This is a genomic window from Microbacterium sp. Y356 (assembly GCF_059445355.1).
This window is the reverse complement of sequence record NZ_JCAIUE010000001.1, coordinates 1,058,999-1,085,816: the sequence shown is the minus strand read 5'-3', so window position 1 is coordinate 1,085,816 and position 26,818 is coordinate 1,058,999. Positions and strand designations below refer to the sequence as shown.

Here is a 26,818-nt window from a genome sequence, read left to right as displayed (position 1 = left end):
GCTGGCGTTTGCTGATCCGGCGTTTCCGCGTGTGACGGTCTGACCTCCCACTCCCGTACCCTGCCCCTGTAGGCTCATCGCGGGGGGAAGGGTACCGTGGCAGCCAGCGGAGGGATGACCAGAATGCCCATTCTCGTCGGAATTGTTGAGGATCATCCTGCGATGCTGCTCGGAACCGTCGCGATCCTGAACAACACCTCGGACATCCGTGTCGCCGCGAGCGGAGCGACGGCGGCTGAAATCGTCGCACGTGCTCGTCGGCTCGATGTGGTGCTGCTCGACCTGTCGCTGTCAGATGGCACAGACCCGGCCTCGAACGTCCGCACGCTTGAGCCATTCGGGGCGAGCATCCTCGCCTACACGTCCGGCGATCAGCCGCAACTCATCCGTGAGGCGGCACGAGCGGGTGCGGCAGGAATGATCCGCAAGTCGGAGCGGATCGAGGTCCTCATCGACTCGGTGCGCCGTGCCGCGCGAGGCCAGAACGTCGCATCGCCGGACTGGGCCGCCGCTCTCGACTCCGATCGTGACTTCGTCTCCGCTCATCTCAGTCGACGTGAGGCCGAGGTGCTGTCACTGTACGCCTCGGGCGAGACGGCCGAGCGCGTCGCGCAGACTCTGTTCCTATCTCGGGAGACCGTCACCGATCACGTCCGACACATCCGCGCGAAGTACGCAGCCGTCGACCGCGCCGCCCCCACGAAGGTAGACCTGTTCCGCAGGGCCGTTGAAGACGGCCTTGTGCTGCAGGATCGATGAGTGACGCGAAAGCGGCCGGGCGAGAGGTCGACCGGAAGCTCGGTTGGATGATCGCGGTCTGCGGCCTCCTTGCGACGCTCGCGGCGTGGCAGCGCATCGTCGCCCAGTTCCCTGAGTTTGCACTGTGGTGGTCTGCCATCGCGTTCGTGCCAGTCATGCTCTTCTGGGTCCTGACGGCGTCCGGTCGCAGACTTCCGCACGGCGTCCTCCGGGTTATCTGGGGCGTCATCGTCGTGGTGGTGACGTTCGTGCAGGTGACGATGTTCCTCGGATATTCCGGATCCGATCCGGATGGACTGCGCTCCTGGGCATGGATGCTTGAGCCGGTGGCGATGTGTCTGCTGCCGCTGCTGTTCCGTCCGGTGGTGGCCATCGCGATCGGTGTGCTCCTCCCGTTCACATCGGTGTTGTCTGCGCTGCTGTTCGTTGGGCGGATCCCGGATATGGTGCTCGCGATGACGCCGATCCATCTCGGGAACATCGCTGTGCTCGTCATCGTGATGGGGGTGCACACGCGCCTGTGCGGCCTCGAGGATGCCGAGCAGCGCACCCGCGGGCTCGAGGTGCGCTCTCTGCGGACTCAGGCGCGGCTGCGGCGACAGCAGGCGATCGCCCGCCTCGTGCACGACGATGTGCTCTCCGCGCTCACTGCGGCGACCCGTCTTGCCGGACCGTCTCATCCGGAGGTCCGCCGCGCTGCAGCCGCAGGGCTTGCATCGTTGAGGTACCTCGCATCACTGCGGGGCGCGACCAGAGCGGGAGCCGGAACCGGCGAACTCGCCGCGGCTGTAGCGCACCAGACTCTGATCGAAATCGCCGCAGATGCTGCGCCGGGCGACAGCACGCGGATCACCCTCGGCCATGGCACCGTGCCAGCCGAGGTGGTCGAGCGCACCTCCCACGCTCTCGCCGAGGCGCTGCGCAATAGCGTCACGCACGCACGCACGCTGAGTTCTCCGATTGTCACCGGTCGGATCGGCCGCGGACGGCTCCGGCTCGTCGTCTCCGACCGCGGGTCCGGTTTCGACACGGCGGCGGTAGACCCGGAACGGATGGGAGTGCGGCTCAGCATCCTCGAGCGCATGCGTGAACTCCCCGGCGGCATGGCGCAGGTGACTTCAGGGCCGCGCGGGACGCGCATCGAGGTGGGCTGGCAACGGACGGCGACCGAGGTGATCGATGCCGGTCTCTCCACACCGACCGCGCGTATCGCGTTCATTGCGGTATGGGTGACGGGTGTCGCGCACGGACTGATCGTCGGACATCTCCCGGGGACCGGCGCCGCGCCGACCTACGCGGCGGGGCTGATCGGCGTGCTGCTGGTGACGACGCAGCGACCCGGGGTGCTCCGGAGGGCCACTGCCTTCGCCGGCATCGGCTGCAGCATCGCGATCGCCGTATCGGTGCTGATCTACTTCGATCTCATCGGTGTGCGGGCGGCCGAGATCTGGCTACTGACCTTCGCGTCCTACATCGTCGCGGTGATCGCCGCCCGCGGTAACACAGTGATCGGCGGGATCGGTGCGGGCACGATTCTCGTGCTGTTGGGCGCATGGGGCGGCATGCGGAATCAGGACGTGGCAGATCTGGCCGTGATGGCCACGCCGACGCTGATCTCGCTGCTGGTCGGGTACACCTGGTTGACCGGCGTCGTCGCCATCACTCGGAAGGAGCGCGGAGTGCAGTCCGCGGCCAGACGTGCCGCCACGAGCGCCGCCGTCGCCGCCTCTGAGAGGTGGGCCTCCCGTCGCGAACTGACGGAGATTCTCCGCCTGGCAGAACCTGTGCTGACCCGCATGGCAGCCGGCGATGCGATGGATGACGAGCTCGTCCGGGAGGCCAGGGCCGTCGAGGGCAGCATCCGCGACCGCATCCGAGCGCCCTTGCTGCATCATGTCGTTCTGGCGGAAGCCGTGTCCGCAGCCCGGCGCCGAGGGGTGCAGGTGCTGCTGCTCGCCGACGAGGATCCGCGCTCCGCGCGGATCTCTCGCAAGCTCGCGACGGCGATCGCGTGCGCGCTCGCGCAGGATGACGCATGCGCCATCACCATACGTGCGTTCGCAGCGGGCGGCGAGGACGTCGTCTCGATGTCGATTCAGTGTGCGGACGGCGGGGGCGAACGAATCGTGTTCGATCGCGAAGGTCGATCGATCGGGGATCAGGCGATTCAGCTCGTGAACGGCCAGATCAGCGGCACGTAGAACACCGCCACGGCGAAGAACAGCACCATGAGGGGGAGTCCGAGCTTGGCGTAGTCGCCGAAGTGGTAGCCGCCCGGTTCCATCACCATCAGGTTGGCAGGCGTGGCGACGGGGGTGAGGAATGCGGCGGCTCCGGCGATCGTGAGCGCCATCATGAACGGCTGTGGCGAGACATTCATCGCGACGGCCAACGCCACCGCGACCGGGGCGACGATGAGCACGGTCGCGGTGTTGCTGATCAGCTGGCCGAGCACCAGCGTAATGAGCACGATCACGGCGACGGCAGCGTAGGGCCCGGCATCCCCGAGTATGTCGCGCAGTCCCTCGGCGATGAGTCGGGCTGCTCCCGTCTCCTCGAACGCCGTGGCCAGCGGGATCATACCGGCGACGAGGATCACCGTCGTCCAGGAGATTGCCCGGTAGGCCCTGGTCATCGAGACGACACCGGTGAGGATTAGCGCGCCAGCCGCAAGCAGGCTAGCGATCGCCGCGGGCACGACGCCCGTCGCGAGCAGGACGATCATCGCGACCAGGATCACGAGGGTGCGCTTTGCGCCGTTGCCGAGCGGCACCGACCGTCGCAGGGTGTGAGGTGCGTCGACGACGAGCACTTCGTCGCGCTTCGCAGTGTGCCGCTGCAAATCGTCCCATGAGCCGTCGAGCAGGAGCGCGTCGCCCGCTCGGAGCTCGGTTCCGGACTCGTCGAGAGCCTCATCGCCACGGCGCACGCCCAGCACCACCAGCTCTCCGCTGGGGGTGCACATGCCAGGGAAGACATGCAGTCCGATCAGCGAGGAACGTGGGGGGACGACGACCTCCGCGACGCCACGCCCCGACGACATCAGGGTGCGATCGGGAGCAATCTCGTAGTCTGTCCGCAGCGTCGAGGCTAGCTGCTCGAGGTCGATCGGCGCCGAGGCGGGTGTGCGATCGGGCAGTAGCCGGGACCCGAGGAGCAGGATGATCGCCAGAGTGCCGACGAGCAGCGGGAGACCAGCGAGGGCAAACTCGAAGAATCCGAACTGCCTGCCGCCGCTGTCCGCGGCCATGTCGGAGACGATGATGTTCACGGGCGTGCCGGTGAGCGCCAGCATAGATCCGGCGTGCGCCGAGAAGGCGAGGGGCATGAGCATCTGCGACGGGCGGATGCCGGCACGGGCGGCTACTACGACCACCAGTGGCAGCAATGATGCCACCGAGCCGTTGACGCTGATCACGGCCGTGAGGAGGGCGACCAGCACACCGATGGTGAGCAGCAGCCGAATCCTGTTCGTACCGGTGCGGTTGATGACCTCGTTGCCGGCCCATGCGACGATTCCGGTGGATTCCAGTGCCTCGCTGACCACAAACAGTGCGGCGATGAACAGCACGGTCGGATCGCCGAAGCCGGCGAGTGCGCTGTTCAGATCGAGAACGCCGAACAAGTAGAGGGCGACCGAGACACCTACGGCCACGATGCCGAGCGGTACGCGGTTCGACACGAAAGCGATCACTGCGCAGAGCAGGATGACAAGAGTCGTGACGATCGGGTCCATATATCTCGACGATAGAGGGCGTACCCGCAACGAGTATCCCCCAGTTCTGGGGGGATGAGTTGCTCGTGAGACGCACACGCCAGGATGATGGGCATCATGGCTGCTGAAAAGGCGTTGAATACCCCGGATGCCGAGAGCAAGGGGTTTTTGAACTGGATTGAGAAGGTCGGCAACAAGGTGCCGAACCCGACGATCATGTTCGTCTACCTGATCGGCATCATCGCAGTGCTCTCCGCGATCCTGTCATGGGTCGGCGTTTCTGTCACGGACGACGTGGTCACACCCGTGCCCCGTGACGAGTTCTCGCAGATCAATGAGCACCTCGGCGGCACGTGGAGCATCTACGACTCGACCACTGGCGAGCCCGCGGAGGTTCCCGACTACATCGTCGAGGAGCGCACCTTCGATGTGCGCAACCTCCTCTCGGTCGAAGGTGTGCGCTTCTTCTTCAGCTCCTTCGTCGACAACTTCGCCGGTTTCGGCGTCGTCGCGGTCGTGCTGATTGCGATGGCCGGCGTTGGTGTCGCGGAGCACGCCGGCCTGATGGGAGCTCTCATCAGGCGGGTTGTCAAGGTCGCCCCGCCGCGCTGGCTGGCATTCATTCTCATCTTCGTCGGTGTGCTGTCGTCAGTGGCGACGGACGCCGGCTACCTGATTCTCGTGCCGTTGGCGGCGGCCGCCTTCCTCACGGTCGGGCGAAATCCGCTCGCGGGTCTCGCCGCCGCGTTCGCCGGTGTCGGCGCCGCATTCGGGGCGAACCTGCTGATCACGCCGAGCGACAGCATGCTCACCGAGATCACCAACGAGGTGCTGACCTCTGCCGGCATGCAGCCGATCGAGGTCACGCAGAACTTCTACTTCGGGATCGTCTCGTCGTTCTTGCTCGCGGCCGTCGCGCTGGTGGTCACGGTGTTCATCACCGAGAAGCGGCTGGGCAAGTATGACCGGAGCGAACTCACCATCGCGGACGAAGCTGAGGCGGTCGATCACGACGCCGAGGCACGCGGGCTGAAGTTCTCGTTCTGGGCGCTGATCGCGTTCGTCGCGTTGATCCTGCTGCTGACGCTTCCCCCAGGGGCGCCGCTGCGCGATCCCGAGACCGGCGACATCATCGGCACGACGCCGTTCATGGCCAGCCTGGTCTTCATCATCTCGCTCGCATTCCTCGTCTGCGGTGTCGCCTACGGCGCCGGAGCGAAGACCCTTCAGGGCGGTTCCGCCGCGGTCGGCGCCATCGGCAAGACCTTCGCGAGCCTGGGTGGGTTGCTGGTGATGTTCCTGATGATCGCCCAATTCATCGCACTGTTCAACTGGACGAACCTTCCGACGGTGGCTGCCGTCTCCGCTGCCGATCTGCTGCAGCAGGCGAACGTTCCGGCGATCGTGCTGCTGCTCGCCTTCATCCTGGTGATCGTGATCCTGGACTTCATCCTCCCCGGGCTTGTGCCCAAGTGGGTCATCTTCGCACCGGTGTTCATCCCGATTTTTGCCTCGCTCGATGTCGCTCCGCAGACGCTGCTCGCCGCCTACCGCGTCGGTGATTCGCCGGTCAACGTGCTGACGCCGCTGATGGTCTACCTGCCATTCATGGTGACCGTCGCCCAGCGGTACAAGAAGGATGCCGGAATCGGCACGATCATCGCCCTGATGATCCCGTACGCCCTCTGGATGCTCCTGGCATGGACGGCGCTCTTCGCCGTCTGGTTCCTGCTCGGTATCCCGTGGGGGCCTGGATCCCCGGTTGACATGGTCGGCTGAGCCAATTTCCGTATCTGACTGACGCTGAACTCACTCGAACAGAAGGAGCAGACTCATGCAACGCAGCCCCAACAAGGTGATCCCCGCAGACCTCGCCACGGTGCCAGGCCTGGACGCACTCGATGCCGCCGTGATCACGATCGGTACGATCGGGGCCGATGTCGAGGCGATCGGCGTCGGAGTCTACTCGGATGCAGATGTACCGGGCGAGCTCGGATTCGATCGTGCAGCACTCGAGGGTGCCGGGTTCACGGCATCCGAGGGCACCACGCTCCTGCTCCCGCGGGCAGGCGAACCCGACCTCGTTGCGGTCGGGCTCGGCGCGCGCGCCGACGCGGATCCGCGCGTGCTGCGTGATGCCGCGGCTGCACTCGCGCGTGCGGCATCCCGCCGTTCCCGCCTGGGGCTGCGCATTGACGACCTCGCCGGCGTGGATTCGGTGGAGGCCGTACGTGCGCTCACCGAAGGCGCGCTGCTCGCCCGGTACCGCTACACCGTTCTCAGCGCCTCGTCGAAGCATGTGGGTCTGGCGACACTGACGATTGACGTCCCTGGCGGGACGGATGCGCCCGTCGCCGAGGCATTCGCGACCGCTCGCGCGGCCGTCGTCGCGCGTGATCTGGCGAATACCCCGCCGGGCCACCTCACCGCCGCCAACATGGGGGACATCGCCGTCGATCTCGGTGCACGGTTTGGCTTCGACGTGGAGCTCTTCGACAAGGCCGCGCTCATCGAGCTCGGTTGCGGCGGACTGCTCGGTGTGAACCAGGGCTCAACCGAGGAGCCGCGGATGATCAAGATGACCTATGCACCGTCGGGCTCCACCCGCCACCTCGGCCTCGTCGGCAAGGGCATCATGTACGACTCCGGCGGCATCAGCCTGAAGCCGAGCGATCCGATGCACCTGCTGATGAAGATGGACATGGGCGGTGCTGCCGCGGTGCTGGGTGCGTTCACAGCACTCCGTGACACCGGCGTCACCGCGAAGGTCACCGGGTGGCTGATGTGCACCGACAACATGCCCTCCGGAACGGCGTACAAGCTCGGTGACGTGCTCACCACGCGCGGCGGAACGACCATCGAGGTGAAGAATACCGATGCCGAGGGGCGCCTCGTGATGAGCGATGCGATGGTGCTCGCCAACGAGGATGGCGTCGATGCGATCATCGACATCGCGACCCTCACCGGCGCAGCTCTCGTGTCATTGGGAGCGGCCACCGCTCCGCTGTTCGGCAACGACCAGTCGACGGTTGATCTGGTGCGCGCAGCATCCGAAACGGTGGACGAGCCGGCCTGGCAGCTTCCACTCGAGAAGAAGTACCGCAAGCAGCTCGACTCCGACATCGCCGACATCTCGAATCTCGGCGGCCCGTTCGCTGGAGCGACGATTGCGGCGCTCTTCCTGGAGCACTTCGTCGGTACGACGCCGTGGGCGCACCTCGACATCGCCGGCACCATGCAGACGGAGAAGGACGACTCATGGCGAACCGCGGGAGCGACCGGATACGGTGCGCGGATTCTGCTCGAATCGGCGCGCAATTTCGCGCCGGATGGGCAGTCCTGACGGACGCCACGTCGTGCACCAGCTGACCCGACCTCATCCAACACACCAAGGAGTAACACGTGCCATTCTGGTCCACGATCTGGGACACCATCTGGTGGTTCCTGACCATCTTCATATTCGTCGCCTATCTGATGGCGCTGTTCTCGATCATCAGTGACCTGTTCCGGGATCGGAAGCTCAACGGGGTCGCCAAAGCGATCTGGCTGCTCTTCCTGGTTTTCCTGCCGTTCGCCACAGCACTGGTCTACCTGATCGTGCGCGGTCGAGGCATGGGCGAGCGCGCCCAGCGCCAGGTCATCGATGCGCAGGAGTCGACGAACGAGTACATCCGGTCGGTCGCTGGGACGGCGGCGACGCCGACCGAAGAGATATCGCAGGCGAAACAGCTGCTGGATGCTGGCGCGATCACGGCCGAAGAGTTCGCCACCTTGAAGCAGGCGGCTCTCGCCAAGGCATGAATCTCGGTCAGCGTGCGCCTTCACCGGCGCGCGCTGACCGACCACCACGCACGGCGGTGTGTGGGAAACTGACCGCAAGTCGCATTCTCATCTGCAGGAGGAACCCATGCCACTGTCCGCATACATTGGGCCGCTCAGCTTCACCGTTCTCGCAGTACCCGTCGGCGCGGATCTCACCGACGTCGTCGGCGATCTGCAACGGCTGCGCGGATCACACACGATTGAGGTTCTGGACGTCGAGCTGATCGAACGCGACGCCGAAGGCGTGGTGCGACGGAACGTTCTGTCAGACGAGGCCACCGATGCGGTGCTCGGCGAGCTGTCCGCAGTCGAGACCGACCTGCTGGACTCCGAGGACATTGAGCAGATCGGCTCTGAACTTGAGCAGGGTGAACAGGCCCTGGTCATCGTCTATGAAGACCGGAGCCTGGCATCCGTCGGCGACAGGATCATCGGTCTCGGTGGTCGCGAGATCTTCTCTGGCGGAATTGACGTCACTGACCTGGATACCGATGGCGATAGCGCCTCGGAGGAGGAATCATGAGCCTGCTACGCACCGCGGCCCGCGCATCCGTCGCGGCACGAGTGGTCGGAAATGTGCAGCGTCGGCAGCAGAACCAATGGGCGGCACAGGATGCAGCCGCCGCGGCTGCCGCGCCGCCACTTCCGCCGGTGCCGGTGGCGCCTGCACCAGCGGCACCCGCGGGCGCTGCCACGCCGACTGACGAGATTATCCGCGCGAAGCAACTGCTGGATGCTGGCGTGCTCACGGCAGCCGAGTTCGAGACTCTGAAGCAGGCGGCGCTGGCCAAGGCGCTCGCATGACTATTCGTTTGGCGAGGACGTGGAATCCGACCAACCGGTGAGCGCACAGCCAGAGCGGACCTCTGACGAGAAGCGTCCCATCGGTATCGGAACCCTGGCGACGTCGACCGGAGGTGTATACGGCCTCATCATCGTGGCCGGGATGATCGTCGTCAGCAGCAATTTGAGCGATGACACCGGCGCGGCGCTTCTCTCCGTCGTCGCCACGCTGCTGGTCTTCTTCGCAGCCCATGTATACGCGGCAGCCGTGTCGTGGATGGTGAGCCCGGAAGGTGAGCGCCGTGGAATGGGCGAAGCATTCCGCCATGGCCTGCACGACTCGGTAGGCCTGCTCCTGCTCGGCGCGATCCCCATCGCCGTGCTGGCCCTCGGAGTCATCGGCGTCCTTCGCGACGCCAACGCGGTCTGGCTCGCTCTCGGAGTCGACGCGTTGCTGTTGGGCGCCCTCGGCTGGTTCATCGCGGCCACGCGCACTGACAACATCTGGGCACGACTCGGTGGCGCTCTGCTTACGGCCACGTTCGGCGGCATTCTGATCGCCCTCAAGGCGATGGTCCATCACTAAGGATGCTGTGAACACGAACACCTCGAGCCCCGACACCGCGCACAAGGCTGACGGCCCCCGTCGCTGGTGGGCTCTCGACCCCGGCGGGTCGATCGGTGGGCTGTTTCTGGCGATCCTTTCCGTGACCCCGTCTCTCCTGCCGCGGCCGGCGCTGTTCCAGGGTGCGATCGCGGCCGTCGCGTTCGGGCTCGGGTACATGCTCGGTGTCGCGGTCTGGGCGATCCTCCGCCGCACCATTCCTTGGCGCCCAAGCCGAACAGTGCAGCGCGCCCTATGGATCGTTTATGGACTGCTGTGGCTCGTCGCGCTCGGCGCCCTCTCTGTACTCTCTTTCGTCTGGCAGAACGAGGTGCGATCACTTGTAGAGATGCCGCCGCTGCCCGGCATCGATGTGGCGGCATTCCTGCTTGGTTTCCTTCCTGTTGCGGCGCTCCTGGTCACGATCGGCAAAGGAATTCGGCGAATGCATCACGCGCTTCGCCGCACCTCCGGCGCTGTCATAGGTCTCCTCGGCACGCTGACCGTCATCGTCGCGGCGCTTGGTGCTTTGCTGCTCGCCGTGATGATCGCCGTCGACGGGATCTATCTGAATCTCAACGGAGTTGCGGATGCGGATGCTGTGCAACCCGCTTCTACCTACCGTTCTGCCGGTGTCGACTCCACGATTGATTGGGACACCCTCGGCCGGCATGGATCGAACTTTGTCGGCGGAGGCCCGACGGCATCCGAGATCGAAGCGGTGACTGGCGAGCCCGCCCTCGAACCGATCCGGGTGTACGCGGGGTTGGAATCTGCACCGACGGCTGCCGAGCGAGCGGATCTCGTGGTCGCTGAGCTCGAACGGACGGGCGCTTTCGAGCGTTCAGTGCTGGTCGTGGCGACGGCGACGGGATCCGGCTGGCTTGAACCGCAGACGGTCGACGCCCTCGAATATCTGCACGCGGGTGACACCGCAATCGCCGCGATGCAGTACGCCTACACGCCGAGCTGGGTATCGTTCCTGTTCGATGCGGATGCCCCGGTCGAGGCCGCAGGATCGCTCTTCGATGCGGTGCATGAGCGTTGGGTTCAGCTCCCGGCGGACGATCGGCCCATGCTCATCAGCTATGGGCTGAGCCTCGGTGCGCACGGCAGCCAGGCACTGTTCGACGATATCGATGATGTGCGTGCACGGACGGATGGGGCACTGTTCGTCGGTAGCCCGAACGGTGCGGAGCTGTGGCGGACGCTGCAGGAATCTCGAGATCCGGGGAGCCCCGCATGGCAACCCGTACTGAACGAGGGTGGCCAGGTGCGGTGGCTGTCGAAGCTGGGCGACGAACAGGCACTCGCCGGCGAGTGGTCAGAGCCCAGGGTGCTCTATTTGCAGCACGCGACGGATCCGGTGACCTGGCTGGGCCCCGAACTCATTTGGAGCCAGCCGGAATGGCTGGACGCCGACCAGCGTGGTGCGGACGTGAGCCCGTCGATGCGATGGATACCGGGGGTCACCGCGGTGCAGGTTGCCGTCGACATGCTGATGGGGGAGTCGGTGCCAGCGCGCCATGGGCACAACTTCGGCGACGTCATCACCACGGGTTGGCGAGAGGTCACCGGTGACGCAGGGCTCGATGCTGCGGCCATCGCCCGCATTCAGGCGGTCATCGAAGCCATGAGCGTGGAATCAGACTGATCGGCCAGGTCGGCCCAGCGGGATGACCTCGCCCGGCGCTTCCGCGCGTCCGGGTGTCGCAGATTGCCGCGTTGCCTGCCTGAATGCGGCAACCTGCGACACCTGCGACGATCAGCGCTTGCGGGAGGGGCCGCACATTGCCGCCTCCCAAGCCTGAATGCGGCAATGTGCGACACCTGCGACGATCTGCGACACCACAAGTCGGGTACCGGTTCGGCTCAGCCCAGCGGGATGACCTCGTAGTGCTCGACCCCGCCCTGGTACCAGACCAGCTCCGCCTCGTATACGACCTCCGTGGGTTGATCGGAGTGCTCGCGCGCCACCGCGGCCGCAACGACGGCCCACGCCGGCGCATCCATTGTCTTCCCGTAGACGACCGACAAATGGAACGTCCAGTCCTCGAGACTGCGCTCGTCGAGACGACGGAAGTCGGTGCCGGCGAGAAGGTCGGTCAACGTCGAGTACGCCGACACGAGGGATGCCGTGCGCGCGAGTCGTGCGATGACGATTTGCCACGGAGCGGGGAAGATGTCGATCGCTTCGGTCGCGACTTCAATCGGATGCTGCGCCGCACCCCATCCGCGCACGAGAGCGCGGACATCGTCCAAACGATCCGCCTCGGAGAAGCCGCGCAGCGTGACGTGCGCGGCGTGCGGGTGCGTCACTCCGACCGGAAGCTTCTTGAGAACGGCATCCTGCACTGCCGCGTAATCGTCGGCGACCGCTCCGACGGGCCGCAGCAGCAGGTACTGCTGCCCCTCCAGTGAAGCGAGCTGGGCGGGATCGATCATGATCGGGCGACGCATGGGACGACGATAGACCCGCACCGAGGGGATATGGAAATCCCCTCACCACAAGACTGTGGAGAGGGGATTCTCGTACTTCGCTCGATGCTAGGCCGCGGCGAGCACAGCCTTTGTCGACGTCGTGCGACGCAGCGCCACTACGACCGTCGTCGCGACGAGAGACAGCACACCCCACACGACGAGCGCTGCGATCGCGCTGCCGTTTGCGGCGATCAACCCGGTGAATGCGGACGCAGTCGGCAGCGCGCCACCAATCGAAGCGAGCCAGCCGGGCACAGTCGAGATGAGGCCGGTGGCCACGGCGATGACACCGACCAGCGCGCTGACCCAGCGTCCGATCCCGCCAAACAGAGCGACCAGCGCTTGATTCACCGCGGCGAACGCGATGCCCGCCAGCACGGCCGTGCCGGCGAACGCCCACCATGCGCCGGCGTCGTACCGAGCGACGATCTGAACGATCACTGCCACGAGCACACCCTGCCCGGCGCCGATCAGCGCGGCCGGTGCGAACGCCTTGAGCGTCAACGCGGCGGAAGACCGGCGGGAGGTCAGCGTGCGTGCCGTGTGAGCGCGCATCACGATGAACGATGCCAGAGCGCCAAACCACAGCACCACAGCGGCGAGCAGCGGAATGGCGGTGGGCCCGAAGATCGTGTTCGCCTGCGAGTTCGAGGACACGGGATTGGCGATGACGGATGCCAGAGAGGTCGACTCCTCGTCGTCGAACGAGGGAAGCGACTCGGATGCTGTCTGAAGCCCACCGGCCAGATCTCCGGTGCCCGTCGCGAGGGTGTCAAGGCCGGTGGCGAGTTCGCTCGCTCCAGTGCCCAGGGTGGTTGCTCCGCTGCTCAAGGAAGTTGCTCCGCCGCTCAGCGAGCCTGCCCCACTGCTCAGCGCTGCGGCACCTGACGCAGACTGGTCGATGCCTCCGGCGAGCTGTCCTAGTCCGTCAGCCAGAGTGATCGCGCCTGACCCCGCAGCGCGCATCTGCCCAGCGAGTTCCTGCGAAGCCGCCGTATCGAAGGAGGTCAGACCGCCCGCAGTGCCGGCAGCGGCCTGTGAAGCCTGCCCGGCAGCGCCCTGCAACGCAGGCAGCGAGTCGGTGATCTGCGCAAGCCCCACGCACACCGGGTCGGTCGTTTCGCGGCCGGCGCATGCCGCTTGCAGTGCGCCAAGGCCGCTGGCCAGTTCATCCAGGCCGCCTTCGACGCCGGCGGTCGCCTGCTGGGCGCCGTTGGCCGCAGTGAACAGTTCGTCGGGTACGAGTCCGTTCTGCTCGAGCGCCGCGGCACCATCGGTCAGCCCCGTTCCCAGCGTGGTCGCTCCGGCACCCGCCTCTCGCGTCTTGGCCGAGAGCGTGCCGAGGCCTGCCGAAAGCTCGGAAGCCCCGGAGCCCAGCTCCGTTGCGCCGTTGGCCAGCTGGGAGGCCCCGTCCGCGAGCTGCGTTGCGCCGCCCGGAAGTGCCGCAGCGCCATCCGCCGCCGACCGTGCACCGGTCGCAAGTTCCAGCGCACCGGATGCCGCCTCGCCGATCTGGTCACCGATCGTCGTGAAGCCGACCAGCACGTTCTCCATGGTCGCCTCCGACAGCATGGTTCCCATCGTGGCTGCCGCGGCATCCGCAATCTGCCCTGTGATCAGGTCGTCGGCGACGAGCCCGTCATCCGGCGTCGTCACGCTGATCATCGCCTGCTCTGCGTTGCCGCCGCCGTCAGAGATCGCCCTTCCTGCCGATGTGGCGGATGCCGAGAACTCCGCGGGGATCGTGATGACTGCCTGGTAGCTGCCATCGGCGAGGCCCGCAGCGGCATCCGCCTCATTGGAAATCACCCAGTTGAGGTTGGAGTCCAGGTCGTCAGTGCCCTCCACGAGACCTGCGGAAAGCTGCCGGCCGAGTGGCGTGTACTGATCATCGATCGTGACCGGCTCATCGAGGTTGACGATCGCAGCGGTCATGCTGTCCAGGCGTTCGGTCGGGTTCTGCAGGGCAGCGACCAGGATGCCGCCAATCAGGGCAGGCAACAGCAGGACGCCCAGCAGTGTGAGCCAGGAGATTGGCCTGCGGGAGCGGGCCCGTTCAATTGAGAGGGTCATGCGTTTACCTCAGAGGAATCGTCGTGAATCGATGTCGAAACAGTTGAAGCCCCGCTGTGCGGTGCGGAAGCATCGAGTATGTCGACGGTCGGCCAAGAGGCCTCCGCCAGGATGAGGCAGGCGAGAGCGGCGTCGGATGCGGTGGCGAACACTGCGAGCTGGCGCGAGGCCGTGGCATCCCGAAGCATCGCCGTGGCCTGATCTCGCTGGCCGCCGGTGAAGCGGTCGATGCCGTCGACCACGATGATCTTCGACGTTCCGCGCAGTGCTTCTCGCAGGTCGAGCAGTGCGGCATCCGCGTCATCCACCAGTACGCAGCCGACGTGACTGCGTACCCACGCGGCGCGTCCGGGCATCAGGTGTCCCGCGACGCGCAGCTTGCCGTCATTCGGGGTGACTCTGCCGGCGACTGCCAGCGCGAGCGCACGGCGCGCGCGGCCGTTGTATCCGGTGGCGACCATGGCGCTGCCAGGGGCGACGCGCAGCGTCAGTGCCTCGATGACCGGAGCATCCGCGCTGAGCACGAGGTCGTCCGCGGCGACGATCGAGTCGTCACCGGGCCACGCCGCGAGGTGTCGTTCGCGTTCGACGGCTTCACCCTCGATGTCGACGCTGGGGAGGATCTTCTCGAGCCATGCCGGTAGCTCCCAGGCGCGCTCGCCGAGGATCGCCATGAGTGCGGGGATGAGCGTCATGCGCACGAGGAACGCATCGATCGCAATGCCGGCAGCAAGGCCGAGTGCGATCGGTTTGAGCGAGGAGTCGCCCTCCGGCACGAACGCCACGAACACGGCGAACATGATCAGGCCCGCAGCCGTGACGACCTTCGCCGATCCCGTGAAGCCGCTGCGAACTGCGCGGAGCGCAGCAGCCCGGCGCGTCGCACGGTAAGGCGATTTCGAATCGGGGTCATGCACGAAGTCCTCGCGCATGCGGGAGACCAGGAACACCTGATAGTCCATCGCGAGCCCAAACAGCACGCCCATGAGGATGATCGGCATGAAGCTGATGATCGGCCCGACCTTCGCGACGTGCAGGAAGTCGGCGAGCCAGCCCCATTCGAACACGGCGCCGACGATGCCGAATGCGGCGATGATCGAGAGCAGGTATCCGAGGGCGGCGGTGATCGGCACCCAGAGCGAGCGGAACACGATCGTCAGCAGAATCAGCGACAGCCCGATTACGAAGATGCCGAACGGCAGCAGGGCGCCGCCGAGCTGATCCGAGATGTCGATTGCAACGGCGGTGAAGCCGGTGACCTTTACATCGATGCCGAACTCTTCGAGCCATTCATCGTGGTGCGCGCGCAGTTCGCGCACGAGATCGCTGGTCGCCGGGTCATCCGGCGCAGTTTCGGGAATCACCTGAACGATGCCGGTGTCTGCCGTCTCGTTCGGGGTGGCGAGGACAACTTCCTTCACGCCGTCGATCTGGGCGACGGCATCTCCGAGGTCTTCCATGAGCACAACCGGATCCGTCGAGGTGACGATGGTTCCGGTGAGCACCAGCGGGCCGTTGAATCCAGGGCCGAATTCTTCTGCGACGAGGTCGTAGCTCTGTCGGGCCTCGTCCTTGGGGGCAAGCACGCCGGCGTTGGGCAGTGCGAGGTTGAGGCTGAGCGCGGGGATCGCGACGACGCCGAGTCCGATGACGACGGCGAGCGAGGTGAGTATCGGATGCTTCGTCACTCCGCCGACCCAACGTTCGCCCATCGATCTATTGAGGGTCAGGCCGCGGCGAACCTTCGGTTCCTTGTCCTTCTTCGGCACCCTCACGCGCTTCGGTCGGCCGACGATCCGTCCCTTCATAAACCCGAGCACAGCGGGCGTCAGGGTAACAGCGATTGCGACGGCAATGGCCACGGCGACGGATGCCGCGATACCCATCGTCGTCAGGAACGGGATGCCGGCGAAGCCGAGTCCGATCAGAGCGATGAGCACGGTGATACCGGCGAATACCACCGCCGAACCAGCCGTTCCAACAGCGCGGGCGGCGGACTCCTCCGGATCAACGCCGTCGCGCACCTGATCCTGGTGTCTTGCCATGATGAACAGGGCATAGTCGATGCCGACGGCGAGCCCGAGCATCAGTGCGAGCAGCGGAGTTGTGGATGACACGCTCGCGAAGGCCGTCGCGGCGAAGATGCCGCACATCGAGATGCCAACGCCGAGCATCGCGGTCAGCAGGGGGAGTCCCGCGATCACGAACGAGCGGAAGGTGACGATCAGCACAAGCAGCGCGATGATCAGGCCGACGGCTTCGGTGAGCGTCACGCCCGGGATTGAGATCGCGAAGAGATCGCCACCGAGTTTGAGCTGCGAGCCTTCGGGAAGCTGCCCTGATAGGTCATCGACCGCTGCGGTGAGCGTGTCTTTCGTCTCGTCTGACACATCGGTGGCCTGACCGTCGAACTGCAGCTGCACGATGGCCGCTGTCTCATTCTCGTTGATCATGCCCGAGATCATCTCGTCATACGGGGAGGTGACAGCGATCACTCCATCGAGGTCGGCGAGCTCGTCGACCGCATCCTCAATCGGCTCGCGGTAGGCGTCGTCAGTGATCGAATCGCCGGAGGCTGCCACCACGATGAACTGCGCGTTCGTGCCGCTCACCTGGGGGAAGGAGCGCGAGAGCTGCTCGAGGCCGTCCTGAGACTCAGTGCCGGGGATGCTGAAGGAGTTGTCCGTGCCCTGGTTGAGCGCGAGGGCTCCGCCGCCGGCCGCGGCCAGGATGATCAACCAGGCGACGAGTACACGCCACGGGTGTACGAAAGACCAGCGCCCGAGAGACGACAGCAGTGTGGACACAGATTCCTCCGAGAGTCCGGATGGGAGAATGGATACAGAGGTGTATCCGATACATCTGTGTATCCTACGGTGAGTCAGAAGTGCGAATCTGTGCGCCAGATGTGAAACTTGCGGCAGGCTCAGGACTCGCCCTGCGACAGAGCGCTGGCGCCCTTGCTCAGTGACCGGTATGAATGGAGGACGATGTCAATTCCCGTGACGAGGCGGCGTGAGAACACGCGTGCGCGCCTGCTGGACGCCGCATCTCAAGTGTTCGCGGAGGTCGGCCTCGAAGGTGCCAGCGTCGAGGCGATCTGCGAACGTGCGGGCTTCACTCGTGGCGCCTTCTACTCGAACTTCGAATCGAAGGATGAGCTGTTCCTTCAGCTGGCATCGGTGATCGCCGAGAGGCGGCTCACGCTCGTGCGTTCGCGCATCGATGAGTTCGTCGAAGCTGGAGTGCTGAGCCGCGACGCCGACCCGATTGACCTCGTGCGGCAGGTGATGGAATCGGGCGAGGACGATCGACTCAGCGTCCTGATGATGAGTGAGATTCGCATTCGTGCGCTACGCGATGACGCGTTCGGTGCGGCGTACCTCCTGCAGGAACGCGAGCTTCGCGCCAGCATCCAGCAGATCATTCAGGGCATCGTCGATGCCGGTCTCTTCGCGCTGCGTATTGACGTCGCGACTGCGGCGGGGCTACTGATGACGGTCTGGGAGCACTCGATGGCATACGGTGCGATCGAACGGCAGTCGCCTGCCCAGCTGCAGCATTCCGGTAGCGAATCCCTCGGCGAACTGGTGAAATTGATCGTCCGCACAGACTGATTTGGACTGGCTGATCCGCACGTAACCCGGATGCGTCGAGCGGTGCTCGCTAGTAGGGCGGCCAGCGGCGCTCGCTACAGCAGCGCGTGGCAGCGGGTCAGCCGCTCGAGCCACCAGTCACGACGGTCGGCGGATGCGGCGAGCCGCTCAAGCCTCGACCCATCGGGGATGACTCGGCCGATTGTGATCGCCCCGTCGAGAGGCAAGAGATCGGCAACGTCCTCCACAAAAAGTGCTCCGGTGCCGAGACCGCAGTCGAAATCGAGTTGAGGAAGTGCGGCCGCGAGGGCAGCGCCCTGGCTGAGTCCGACGGCAGTGTCCAGAGCGCTGGAGACCACCGCGGGCAGGCCTGCTTCGGCGACGATGTCGAGCGCTCGCCGGAGGCCGCCGAGCGGCTGCGCCTTGATCACAATGAGGTCGGCGGCGCCCGCGCGGGCGACGGCGATCGGATCCTCGGCCTTGCGGACGCTCTCGTCAGCGGCGATCGGGATGCCCATGTACTTCACACGTGCGCGCAGCTCTGCGAGCTCATCGACTGTGGAACACGGCTGCTCAGCGTATTCGAGATCGCACTCGGCGAGGGCGTGCAGGGCACGCTCGGCCTCATCAACATTCCAGGCGCCGTTCGCATCGACCCGCACGCGGCCCTCAGGGCCGAGCACATCGCGCACGGCGTGCACGCGGGCGATGTCGTCGCTCAGGAGCTGGCCGGGGTCTGCGACCTTGACCTTGGCGGTGCGGCATCCGGGAAAGCGAGCCAGCACCTCGGGAACGCGGGCGGCGTCGACGGCAGGCACCGTGGCGTTGACGGGGATGCGGTCGCGTAGCGGCGCGGGCTGAGCGTTCCAGGCGTAGTCGATCGCCGCGGCGAGCCACGTGGCTGCCTCGGCATCCGCATATTCAGTGAACGGGGAGAACTCAGCCCATCCCTCTGGCCCCTCGAACAGCAGTGCCTCACGCACATCGATGCCACGGAATCGGGTGGACATCGGCAACGCGACGACGCGGGCGGTGCCGAGCAGATCTGCGATCGGGACGTTCATGTCCCCATCATGCCCTCTTCGTGTCCGCATCGCCGTTCCCGTCGCGATTTCTGTCGCCTGAGTCGAGCTCCAACGACAGAAATCGCGACGGGAAGGCTAGGTAGCAGACAAGGCGGCAGTGACACGGCGCACGAGCTCGGCGGGCCGTTTGAGGAGCGTGGCTGTCACCTCGATGACAATCCATCCGGCGGCGCGTAGCGCGGCGATGCGTTCCACGTCCCGGGCGTAACGCTCGCTGTGCATTGTGCCGTGGTATTCGACGGCCACTTTCTGGGCGGGATAGGCCATGTCGACGCATCCGAGGAACCGGCCGTTACGGTCGCGCACGTCGATGTTGAGTTCAGGCTCGGGGAGTCCAGCTGCGACCAGAATGCATCGCACACGCGATTCTCGAGGCGACCAACTGTCGGTGCGGATGAGCTCGACGGCTTCGCGCAGCTGGCGGTTGCCGATGCGTCGTCCGGATGCGATCATCGTGCGCAGCTCTTCAACGGTCGAGATGGGATGGCGACCCACGTTCTTCCGTCCGGCTCCTGGGCGCCAACATCGACAGAGGAAATCCCCGAGCGCGACGAGATCGAACACCGAGAACGCGCCGAGAGATGCCCATGTGGTTGCTGGTGAGGAGATCGGATGCCCGTTGTGCAGCACCACCGCCGATGTGCGTGAGTCGGCGCGATGCGCGCGCACGCCCTGCGTACGCGCCAGCGGACCCGCGCCCAACGTGCTCACGTGCACGGGAAGATCGGCGCCATCGACGGGGCCGAAGCTGTTCGTGACCAGGGGCAGCGGTGCGCCTCCGAAAGCGGCTGCTGTTTCGTGGCTGAAGAACTGATCGGTGCGCAGCAATGGTGCATATGACGTGGCGCGTGCCCGCCGCTGTGCGGCCTGTCGTTCGAAGATGTCCTGGTTCGGCACTGGCTCCGCGTCCTGCGGGCGATGGCGAACACCGCGAAACGGGCGATCGAGGTCGTCGCGACGCAGCCGGTCCGCGTTCACTCCGGCATCCGCAGCCGCGCGCACGCTGAAGACCTCGCCCAGATGGGAGGGGAGCTCACGCGGCTTCGGCACGCACCCACCGTGCCACGGTCCGACGTGCGCCCTCAAAAGTTGTCCACAGGCGCACTTCCCGTCGCGATTTCTGTCGCCTGAGTTGAGCTCCAACGACAGAAATCGCGACGAGAACGTCAGGTCAGGTGTTTCTGGAGCTCGGCCATGCGCTCTGACGGGGCGAAGCCGAGGTGGGTGTTGATGGCGAGCATGTGGGCATTCACGCCGGCGTTGTAGGTGTAGACCGACGTAACGGTGGGGGCGTGGGTTTGCAACATCCGCAGGTTGGCGATCTTCACGGCCATGCCTAGTCGGTTTCCGCGCGCGGCGCGGTGCACCAGGGTCCCCCACTGATACGCGTTTCCATCGTGTCCGGACACGACGATATTCGTGAACGCAACGGCTCGGCCGTCGGCATCCAGGGCGATCGTGCCGTAGCTGGTGCGGTCCTGCTGCACGAGCAGGGCCTCGGTCTCGCGCACGTTGGCGATATCGACCGTCTTCGCCTCGATGTAGCGATCGCCGACGGGGGCCTCGGTATCGACAGCGGCATCCAATTCGGCCCATCCGGCGACGTACTCTTGCGGAACTACACCTACCCACGAGTGCAGGGTGTACCCGACGGCGCGTGCGGATGCCTCGGCCTCAAGCCCGTCGAGCAACCCGCCGTCCACCGGAAGTTGCAGCTGGCTCTGCACATCGCCGAGTGCCAGAGCGTATCCGTGGCGTCGGGCGAACTCGCGGCCGGGAACTCCTGCGCCGTCTTCGCCTGCGGCATACGGCCAGGAGGTCTCGCCGTCCAGGATGCTGCGCTCGGCAGCCCGCGCCTCTGCCTCAAGTGTGGCGAGCACCGCGCTGCCGATCCCGCGGCGTCTGAGCGCTGGCACGACGTGCACGCCGATGCCCGCGCTGCGCACATTGTCGCGCAAGGGCAGGGCGAGTCGACCTGCGGCTACGACCTCGCCGTCGATGTACGCGAGATGTGCGCGCCGTTCGATCATGTCAGTGCGCTGCTGAAGCTCGAGGCGTGACTCCTCGAGGGTCCACACCGAGGTGTCCGCTCCGCGATCAGCGCGCTCTGCGGTCGCGTAGATCTCCCACCAGGTATTCACATCAGCAGTGTCGAAGGGGTCGATCTGGCGCACATCCATGAACTCGACGCTAGTCGCGTCCTCCCCGCTCCCGTCGTAGCTTGTGTCTCTTTCGCGCGCTTAGAGCCGAACCAATTGCGACGGGAACGGTGGTCGAACGATAAATATTAATGTGCGCTTGACTATAGTGTGTGAGGCACAGTAATGTGATGGGCATGAACGAGACGCTCGATACTCACCTGCAGGAGCTGCGGCGCGGCACAGTGGTGCTCGCGTGTCTGCAGCTGCTGCGTACACCGGACTATGGGTACGCACTGCTCGAAGAGCTGGAACGCAGAGGCTTCGCCACCGATGCGAACACGCTGTACCCGCTACTTCGCCGACTGGAGAAGCAGGAATACCTCACCAGCGAGTGGAACACCGACGAGGCGCGGCCCCGCAAGTTCTACCGCACCTCAGACGCAGGCATCCGCCTCGCCGACACACTCACCCAGGACTGGCTCGCGCTCACTGCCGCGATCGCCACGCTCACCTCCACATCTTCAGACACAGAGGAACGCTGAAATGACCTCCACGCTCACCGAGCGGTACATCGCCGCCGTCACAAGAACTTTGAACCCCACAGCCCAGGATGACGTGCGTATCGAGCTCGAAGCATCCATCGCCGATGCCGTCGACGCGCGTCTCGAGCAGGGGCAGACACAAGAGGATGCCGAGCGCACCGTGCTCACGGAACTCGGCGATCCGGCAGCGCTCGCCGCGGGATTCGCCGATCGACCGTTGCTGCTGATCGGTCCGCGCTACTACCTCACCTGGTGGCGGCTGCTCAAGCTGCTGCTGATCATTGGTCCTGTCTCGGTGGCCGGTGCGGTCGCGCTCGGTCAGGCGATTGCGGGCGGGACCATCGGCGAGATCATCGGATCGGCCATCGGAATCGGGCTGAGCGTCGCCATGCACATCGCATTCTGGGTGACGCTGGTGTTCGCCGTGTTGGAGCGCACCGGCGCAGATACCGGGGTGCGCTGGAACGTAGACCATCTTCCAGAGCCGCAGGCGAAGGATGCGTCGCTAGCCGAACTCATCACCTCGCTGGCATACCTGGTGATCGTGACAGGCGCGGTGCTCTGGGATCACTTCCGCGGTTTCTTCCCCACCGACGGCGAGCACATCCCCATCCTCAACCCTGAGTTGTGGCCCTGGTGGATCACGGGACTCTTCGCGCTCCTGGTGGCTGAGGTCGTGATTGCGATCGCGGTCTACGGGAACCGCCGTTGGAACAAAACCCTCGCCATCATGAACACAGCTGTTGCGGTGCTGTTCGTGAGTTGGTGGCTGACGCTTCTCGGTCGCGGTCAGCTGATCAACCCCGACTTTGTGGAGTTCGCCTTCACCGGCGCTGTCGATGAGAACGTGCTGCGCATTCTGGCCGTGCTGACCGGATTCGTTGCTGTCGGCATCGCAGTCTGGGACTCTATCGACGGCTGGCGCAAGGCACGCCGCGCGGCACTCCAGGCATAGGCTGGGCCCATGGTCTCCGAGCTCTTCGATCCTGCGGAATGGGCGCTTGCGCCCGGCGCCGAGGACTACACAGACATCACCGCCCACGTCACACACGACGGCGGTGTCGCGCGCATCGCGTTCAACCGTCCGGAGGTGCGCAACGCCTTCCGCCCGCACACGGTTGACGAGCTGTACCGCGCGCTTGACATCGCCAGGCAAGATCCGAAGATCGGCGCGGTGCTCCTCACCGGCAACGGCCCGAGCGCGAAGGACGGGGGCTGGGCGTTCTGCTCCGGCGGCGACCAGCGCATCCGCGGACGTGACGGGTACAAGTACTCCGAAGACGAGACATCGGTGGCCAACCCTGCGCGCGCCGGACGCCTGCACATTCTCGAGGTGCAGCGACTGATCCGCTTCATGCCGAAGGTCGTCATCGCTGTGATTCCCGGCTGGGCAGCGGGAGGCGGACACTCGCTGCACATCGTCTGCGACCTGTCGATCGCGTCCGCCGAGCACGGAAAGTTCAAGCAGACGGATGCCGACGTCGGCAGCTTCGACGCCGGTTACGGCTCGGCGTATATGGCGCGCCAGACCGGGCAGAAGATCGCTCGTGAGGTGTTCTTCCTCGCCGAGGAGTATTCCGCGCAGCGCGCGTATGAGATGGGCTCGGTGAACCGGGTCGTGCCGCACGAGGAGCTGGAGCGTGAGGCGCTGAAGATGGCGCGCACCGTACTGACGAAGTCGCCGACGGCCATCCGGATGTTGAAGTTCGCGTTCAACGCGGCCGACGACGGGATGGTCGGCCAGCAGGTGTTCGCGGGTGAGGCGACGCGTCTGGCCTACGGCACCGATGAGGCTGTGGAAGGTCGCGACGCGTTCCTGGAGAAGCGCGCCCCCGACTGGACCTCCTTCCCCTACCACTTCTAACCCAACCACCACAGCTCGCGAGACTTCACTTATGACCCAGATTGACTCCGAAAACAGCACACACGCGAAGTCTCGCGCGCTGATTTCGACGAATGGGGAAGACCCGCTTGCGCTGCAAGCGGCGCTGCGAGCGGCACTTGACGGTGGACCGGCACTCGGACTAGGGATGCTGGGCGATCAGCCTGCGACCGTCGATGTGGGTACGGCCGTGGTGATCGGCACCTCCGGTTCCAGTGGCATCCCCAAGCGGGTAATCCTGAGCGCCGAGGCCCTGCGCGCAGGTGCCGAGGCGACTGCGCGTCGGATCGGCACGGGCAGCTGGCTGTTGGCGCTGCCCGCGGGATACGTTGCCGGCCTGCAGGTGCTGGTCCGTTCGATTCTCGCGGGGACTACGCCCGCCGTAGTGGAAGGCGCGTTCTCACCCCGTGCGTTCGCTGAGGCGACGCTGTTGATGCCGCGGTCATCGGACGCTGAGCAGCTGTTCACCTCACTCGTGCCCGCTCAAGTGGCGACCCTGCTCGAAGCGGCCGAGGAAGACACCACAGTACTTGCCGCGCTGCAGGCATACCGTGCCATCCTCGTGGGTGGGCAGGCGCTGCCCGAACCAGTGCGCGTACGCGCGGCCGAGATGGGCGCACGGCTGGTGCGCACCTACGGTTCGACCGAGACGAGCGGCGGATGCGTGTACGACGGCATCCCGTTGGAGACGGTCGCAGTGAAGACGGTCGACGGAGAGCTGCGCATCGCGGGTCCTATGCTCTCCGACGGATACCTCGGCGATCCCGGCCTCACGGAGCGGACTTTCGTGCGGGATGATCTCGGCATCCGCTGGTATCGAACCGGCGACCTTGGCATCGTCGACGACGGCGTCGTTCGGGTGCATGGCCGCGCCGACAACGTGATCGTGTCCGGCGGTGTCAACATCTCACTCGATCGTGTCGAGCAGCTGGTTCGTAGCGTCCCTGGACTCACCGGTGCCGTGGTTGTCGGCGTCGAGGACGAACGATGGGGCGAAGCATCCGTGATCGTCGCCGCGCGCGGTGAGGCGCTACGCCGCAGCGAGGCCGAGCAGCTCGAGCATGCGCGCGAGGTCGTCGCCGCAGAATTGGGCAAGCCCGCGCGCCCCGCCAGGCTCATCATCGTCGACGAGCTGGCGCTGCTGGCATCCGGCAAGCCCGACCGTGAGGCAATCCGCCGCATGCTCTGACATTGCTCGCGAGACTTCACGTGTGACGCCGAATCGGGCGATTTTTATGACACAAGTGAAGTCTCGCGACATGCCATGCCTGTTGCGTCCGTCGGAGCATGTTGCGGGCGTCGGAGGTTATCGGCTGTCTTCTCCTGCAGGTGCAACACCCTCCTGCAGGTGCAACACCCTCCTGCAGGTGCAACACCCTCCCGTGTACGTGCCGCGGTCAGATACATCGCGCGACGGATGTTGCGAGCCGGTACCTCGCGTAGCGTGAGAGGGTGATCCGGCCGCTGTCTCGCACCTCGCTCGTCCTCGACATTGTCGGGGCGTTCGTGCTGTTCGCCGTGCTGACACCGACTTCCCTGGCGTTCTACGCACCAGGAGGCCTCAACACGGCTGTGCCGGAGGCCATCGGCATCTTGGCACTGGTCGTTGCGGGTGTGCTGCAGTTCGGCGCGGTCGCGATCGGACGACTCGCCCCGGGAATCGCGCTCATCGCCGCCTGGGCGGGAGCGATCGTGCAGCTGGCGGGCGGCCACGGCCCGCTGCCGATCAACCTTGCGATCCTGGGCGTCCTATATGCGACCGGCGCGTGGGGCACGACTCGCGTCTTCTGGGCGGGGCTTGCTTCGTCGTTCGTCGGCGGCATCATCGCTGCCGCGCAGATCATGTTCGTTACCGAGGGGCTGGCGACGACCGGATTCGCCAGCATGATGGCAACGTTCGTGCTCGTGGCCTTCATGAGCATCCTCGCGCTCGGTTCTCCCTGGCTTGGAGGCTTCGGGTGGCGGATGGTGCTGCGCTGGCGCGCCAGCCGCGAGGCACAGACGATCGCCGAGGTCGCCGCAGCGGAGGAACAGGAACGGGTCCGCATCGCCCGCGATATGCACGACATCGTCGCGCACTCGCTGGCAGTGATCGTCGCGCAGTCCGACGGCGCGCGCTACGCCGCAGCATCCGATCCTGGAGTGGCTACCGAAGCGCTCGGCACGATTGCGCAGACGGCTCGCGGAGCGCTGTCTGATGTGCGGATGCTGCTGACGCAGCTGCGCCACCGCCAGGGTGACGGGCCGCAGCCCACCATCGCCGACCTAGAGCAGCTGTTCGTGCAGGTGCGACAGGCGGGGCTGGATCCGCGCGTCACAGTCGATCCGATGCCGCCGGGGGAGCCGCCGGCGGCGATTCAGCTCGCTGTGTATCGCATCCTGCAGGAGGCGTTGACGAATGCGATCAGGCACGGTGCGGGCGGCACCGGTGCTGTTGTCGACGTGAAACTGGCATGGCTGGCCGATCGGATTGACTTCGAAGTGCGCAACACGGTCAGCTCTGCTGCTGCTCAGGGAGCGCCCGGCGGGCACGGCCTGGTCGGCATGCGCGAGCGAGCGCAGCTCATTGGCGGCGCGCTCAGCGCCGCGCGCGAGGGCGACGAGTTCGTCGTGCGCGGGACACTGCCGATCGGCGTGTCATCAGACGGCTTTGAAGCTCCGGAGGGAAACGCATGATCCGCGTACTGCTCGTCGATGACCAGTCGCTATTCCGCGCAGGCATCCGGATGCTGGTCTCATCTCAGCCCGATATGGAAGTCGTTGCAGAGGCCGGCAATGGGCAGGAGGCGCTCGCCGCGGTCGCCCAGGCGACGCCAGACGTCGTACTCATGGACATTCGGATGCCGGTGATGGATGGTCTGACTGCCACAGCAGAGATCCTCAAGGCACCGGATGCACCGAAGGTTGTGATGCTCACCACCTTTGACCTGGACGAGGCTGCGGCACGAGCCATCCGTCAAGGCGCCAGCGGGTTCCTGTTGAAAGACGCTGACCCCGAGTTTCTGCTCGCGGCGATCCGCACTGTGCATTCCGGATCGAACGTGATCGCCGCATCCGCCACCCGTGAGCTGTTCGAACACTTCACAGAGCGGACGAAACCGGTGCCGCCGTCATTCGCCTCATTGACGGATCGCGAGAAGGAGATCTTCGCGCTCGCCGCGCGCGGCCTGTCGAACGCCGAGATTGCGGGGCGAGAGTTCCTCAGCGAAGCGACGGTGAAGACGCACATCAGTCGCATTCTCGCCAAGCTCGCGCTGCGCGACCGCGTGCAGCTCGTCGTGTTCGCCTTCGAGCACGGGCTTGCATAGCCGCTCGGGATCATCCTCTGGATGTAG

The 26,818-nt window shown here is 65.7% G+C and carries 23 protein-coding genes; 16 read left to right on the top strand and 7 right to left on the bottom strand.

Annotation, left to right across the window (positions count from 1 at the left end; all coding sequences use genetic code 11):
- Window positions 1-123: 123 nt before the first annotated feature.
- The gene (locus AC1C2Q_RS05205; protein ID WP_495449256.1) at window positions 124-759 is read left to right on the top strand and encodes a response regulator transcription factor; all 636 of its coding nucleotides are present in this window, start codon (window positions 124-126) and stop codon (window positions 757-759) included.
- The gene (locus AC1C2Q_RS05200) at window positions 756-2,960 is read left to right on the top strand and encodes a sensor histidine kinase (RefSeq protein WP_495449255.1); all 2,205 of its coding nucleotides are present in this window, start codon (window positions 756-758) and stop codon (window positions 2,958-2,960) included. Before AC1C2Q_RS05205 ends, AC1C2Q_RS05200 begins: the two co-directional genes overlap by 4 nt.
- Here the strand turns inward: AC1C2Q_RS05200 and AC1C2Q_RS05195 are convergent.
- Window positions 2,927-4,495, bottom strand: coding sequence for an SLC13 family permease (locus AC1C2Q_RS05195; RefSeq protein WP_495449254.1), 1,569 nt, complete (start codon window positions 4,493-4,495; stop codon window positions 2,927-2,929). The genes AC1C2Q_RS05200 and AC1C2Q_RS05195 overlap by 34 nt on opposite strands.
- A gap of 96 nt (window positions 4,496-4,591) precedes the next feature.
- On the opposite strand from AC1C2Q_RS05195, the gene AC1C2Q_RS05190 reads away from it, so the two are divergent.
- The 7 genes from AC1C2Q_RS05190 to AC1C2Q_RS05160 all read left to right on the top strand — a co-directional run bounded on the left by AC1C2Q_RS05190 (window position 4,592) and on the right by AC1C2Q_RS05160 (window position 11,337).
- Window positions 4,592-6,253, top strand: coding sequence for an AbgT family transporter (locus AC1C2Q_RS05190; protein ID WP_495449253.1), 1,662 nt, complete (start codon window positions 4,592-4,594; stop codon window positions 6,251-6,253).
- Between the two features lie 55 nt (window positions 6,254-6,308).
- On the top strand, window positions 6,309-7,817 hold the full coding sequence (locus AC1C2Q_RS05185) for a leucyl aminopeptidase family protein (protein WP_495449252.1): 1,509 nt from the start codon (window positions 6,309-6,311) through the stop codon (window positions 7,815-7,817).
- Between the two features lie 59 nt (window positions 7,818-7,876).
- On the top strand, window positions 7,877-8,275 hold the full coding sequence (locus AC1C2Q_RS05180) for an SHOCT domain-containing protein (protein WP_495429973.1): 399 nt from the start codon (window positions 7,877-7,879) through the stop codon (window positions 8,273-8,275).
- Between the two features lie 106 nt (window positions 8,276-8,381).
- Window positions 8,382-8,819, top strand: a complete 438-nt coding sequence (locus AC1C2Q_RS05175) for a hypothetical protein (RefSeq protein ID WP_495429972.1) — start codon at window positions 8,382-8,384, stop codon at window positions 8,817-8,819.
- Window positions 8,816-9,100 carry a hypothetical protein gene (locus AC1C2Q_RS05170; RefSeq protein WP_495449251.1) on the top strand — a complete coding sequence of 95 codons (285 nt, stop codon included), beginning with the start codon at window positions 8,816-8,818 and terminating at the stop codon, window positions 9,098-9,100. The genes AC1C2Q_RS05175 and AC1C2Q_RS05170 overlap by 4 nt, the downstream gene beginning before the upstream one ends.
- A 19-nt stretch (window positions 9,101-9,119) precedes the next feature.
- Window positions 9,120-9,665 carry a hypothetical protein gene (locus AC1C2Q_RS05165; RefSeq protein WP_495449250.1) on the top strand — a complete coding sequence of 182 codons (546 nt, stop codon included), beginning with the start codon at window positions 9,120-9,122 and terminating at the stop codon, window positions 9,663-9,665.
- 7 nt (window positions 9,666-9,672) lie between these two features.
- Window positions 9,673-11,337, top strand: coding sequence for an alpha/beta hydrolase (locus AC1C2Q_RS05160; protein WP_495449249.1), 1,665 nt, complete (start codon window positions 9,673-9,675; stop codon window positions 11,335-11,337).
- Between the two features lie 218 nt (window positions 11,338-11,555).
- Here the strand turns inward: AC1C2Q_RS05160 and AC1C2Q_RS05155 are convergent, their stop codons facing one another.
- The 3 genes from AC1C2Q_RS05155 to AC1C2Q_RS05145 form a co-directional block, all read right to left on the bottom strand.
- Complete coding sequence (locus AC1C2Q_RS05155) at window positions 11,556-12,143, bottom strand: 2'-5' RNA ligase family protein (protein WP_495449248.1); 588 nt, start codon at window positions 12,141-12,143, stop codon at window positions 11,556-11,558.
- A gap of 87 nt (window positions 12,144-12,230) precedes the next feature.
- A complete protein-coding gene (locus AC1C2Q_RS05150) occupies window positions 12,231-14,237 on the bottom strand; it encodes a YhgE/Pip domain-containing protein (protein WP_495449247.1) in 2,007 nt (668 codons plus the stop codon).
- Window positions 14,234-17,044 (bottom strand): MMPL family transporter, encoded by a 2,811-nt coding sequence (locus tag AC1C2Q_RS05145; protein WP_495449246.1) that lies wholly within the window; start codon window positions 17,042-17,044, stop codon window positions 14,234-14,236. The genes AC1C2Q_RS05150 and AC1C2Q_RS05145 overlap by 4 nt, the downstream gene beginning before the upstream one ends.
- A 183-nt stretch (window positions 17,045-17,227) precedes the next feature.
- On the opposite strand from AC1C2Q_RS05145, the gene AC1C2Q_RS05140 reads away from it, so the two are divergent.
- Complete coding sequence (locus AC1C2Q_RS05140; protein ID WP_495449245.1) at window positions 17,228-17,854, top strand: TetR/AcrR family transcriptional regulator; 627 nt, start codon at window positions 17,228-17,230, stop codon at window positions 17,852-17,854.
- A gap of 74 nt (window positions 17,855-17,928) precedes the next feature.
- Here AC1C2Q_RS05140 and AC1C2Q_RS05135 read toward each other — a convergent pair whose 3' ends face one another.
- The 3 genes from AC1C2Q_RS05135 to AC1C2Q_RS05125 form a co-directional block, all read right to left on the bottom strand.
- On the bottom strand, window positions 17,929-18,897 hold the full coding sequence (locus tag AC1C2Q_RS05135; RefSeq protein WP_495449244.1) for an o-succinylbenzoate synthase: 969 nt from the start codon (window positions 18,895-18,897) through the stop codon (window positions 17,929-17,931).
- A gap of 96 nt (window positions 18,898-18,993) precedes the next feature.
- Complete coding sequence (locus tag AC1C2Q_RS05130; RefSeq protein ID WP_495449243.1) at window positions 18,994-19,968, bottom strand: DUF559 domain-containing protein; 975 nt, start codon at window positions 19,966-19,968, stop codon at window positions 18,994-18,996.
- A gap of 116 nt (window positions 19,969-20,084) precedes the next feature.
- Entirely contained in the window at window positions 20,085-21,098 is a 1,014-nt protein-coding gene (locus AC1C2Q_RS05125) for a GNAT family N-acetyltransferase (protein ID WP_495449242.1), read from the bottom strand.
- Window positions 21,099-21,253: 155 nt separating this feature from the next.
- Between AC1C2Q_RS05125 and AC1C2Q_RS05120 the strand changes: the two genes are divergently transcribed.
- From AC1C2Q_RS05120 to AC1C2Q_RS05095, 6 genes are all read left to right on the top strand, one after another.
- Complete coding sequence (locus tag AC1C2Q_RS05120) at window positions 21,254-21,601, top strand: PadR family transcriptional regulator (protein WP_495429962.1); 348 nt, start codon at window positions 21,254-21,256, stop codon at window positions 21,599-21,601.
- A 1-nt stretch (window position 21,602) separates the two neighbouring features.
- Window positions 21,603-22,556: a permease prefix domain 1-containing protein gene (locus AC1C2Q_RS05115; RefSeq protein ID WP_495449241.1), complete on the top strand. Its 954-nt coding sequence runs from the start codon at window positions 21,603-21,605 to the stop codon at window positions 22,554-22,556.
- A 9-nt stretch (window positions 22,557-22,565) separates the two neighbouring features.
- Window positions 22,566-23,465 carry a 1,4-dihydroxy-2-naphthoyl-CoA synthase gene (locus tag AC1C2Q_RS05110; RefSeq protein ID WP_495429960.1) on the top strand — a complete coding sequence of 300 codons (900 nt, stop codon included), beginning with the start codon at window positions 22,566-22,568 and terminating at the stop codon, window positions 23,463-23,465.
- 31 nt (window positions 23,466-23,496) lie between these two features.
- Window positions 23,497-24,672 carry an AMP-binding protein gene (locus tag AC1C2Q_RS05105; protein ID WP_495449240.1) on the top strand — a complete coding sequence of 392 codons (1,176 nt, stop codon included), beginning with the start codon at window positions 23,497-23,499 and terminating at the stop codon, window positions 24,670-24,672.
- A gap of 263 nt (window positions 24,673-24,935) precedes the next feature.
- Window positions 24,936-26,159: a sensor histidine kinase gene (locus tag AC1C2Q_RS05100; protein WP_495449239.1), complete on the top strand. Its 1,224-nt coding sequence runs from the start codon at window positions 24,936-24,938 to the stop codon at window positions 26,157-26,159.
- The gene (locus AC1C2Q_RS05095) at window positions 26,156-26,791 is read left to right on the top strand and encodes a response regulator (protein ID WP_495449238.1); all 636 of its coding nucleotides are present in this window, start codon (window positions 26,156-26,158) and stop codon (window positions 26,789-26,791) included. Before AC1C2Q_RS05100 ends, AC1C2Q_RS05095 begins: the two co-directional genes overlap by 4 nt.
- The last annotated feature ends 27 nt before the right edge of the window (window positions 26,792-26,818 follow it).

Coding starts and splice junctions, on each gene's coding strand:
- AC1C2Q_RS05205 (WP_495449256.1), top strand. CDS start 124: ATGCCCATTCTCGTCGGAATTGTTGAGGATCATCCTGCGATGCTGCTC.
- AC1C2Q_RS05200 (WP_495449255.1), top strand. CDS start 756: ATGAGTGACGCGAAAGCGGCCGGGCGAGAGGTCGACCGGAAGCTCGGT.
- AC1C2Q_RS05195 (WP_495449254.1), bottom strand. CDS start 4,495: ATGGACCCGATCGTCACGACTCTTGTCATCCTGCTCTGCGCAGTGATC.
- AC1C2Q_RS05190 (WP_495449253.1), top strand. CDS start 4,592: ATGGCTGCTGAAAAGGCGTTGAATACCCCGGATGCCGAGAGCAAGGGG.
- AC1C2Q_RS05185 (WP_495449252.1), top strand. CDS start 6,309: ATGCAACGCAGCCCCAACAAGGTGATCCCCGCAGACCTCGCCACGGTG.
- AC1C2Q_RS05175 (WP_495429972.1), top strand. CDS start 8,382: ATGCCACTGTCCGCATACATTGGGCCGCTCAGCTTCACCGTTCTCGCA.
- AC1C2Q_RS05170 (WP_495449251.1), top strand. CDS start 8,816: ATGAGCCTGCTACGCACCGCGGCCCGCGCATCCGTCGCGGCACGAGTG.
- AC1C2Q_RS05155 (WP_495449248.1), bottom strand. CDS start 12,143: ATGCGTCGCCCGATCATGATCGATCCCGCCCAGCTCGCTTCACTGGAG.
- AC1C2Q_RS05150 (WP_495449247.1), bottom strand. CDS start 14,237: ATGACCCTCTCAATTGAACGGGCCCGCTCCCGCAGGCCAATCTCCTGG.
- AC1C2Q_RS05140 (WP_495449245.1), top strand. CDS start 17,228: ATGTCAATTCCCGTGACGAGGCGGCGTGAGAACACGCGTGCGCGCCTG.
- AC1C2Q_RS05135 (WP_495449244.1), bottom strand. CDS start 18,897: ATGAACGTCCCGATCGCAGATCTGCTCGGCACCGCCCGCGTCGTCGCG.
- AC1C2Q_RS05125 (WP_495449242.1), bottom strand. CDS start 21,098: ATGGATGTGCGCCAGATCGACCCCTTCGACACTGCTGATGTGAATACC.
- AC1C2Q_RS05120 (WP_495429962.1), top strand. CDS start 21,254: ATGAACGAGACGCTCGATACTCACCTGCAGGAGCTGCGGCGCGGCACA.
- AC1C2Q_RS05115 (WP_495449241.1), top strand. CDS start 21,603: ATGACCTCCACGCTCACCGAGCGGTACATCGCCGCCGTCACAAGAACT.
- AC1C2Q_RS05110 (WP_495429960.1), top strand. CDS start 22,566: ATGGTCTCCGAGCTCTTCGATCCTGCGGAATGGGCGCTTGCGCCCGGC.
- AC1C2Q_RS05105 (WP_495449240.1), top strand. CDS start 23,497: ATGACCCAGATTGACTCCGAAAACAGCACACACGCGAAGTCTCGCGCG.
- AC1C2Q_RS05095 (WP_495449238.1), top strand. CDS start 26,156: ATGATCCGCGTACTGCTCGTCGATGACCAGTCGCTATTCCGCGCAGGC.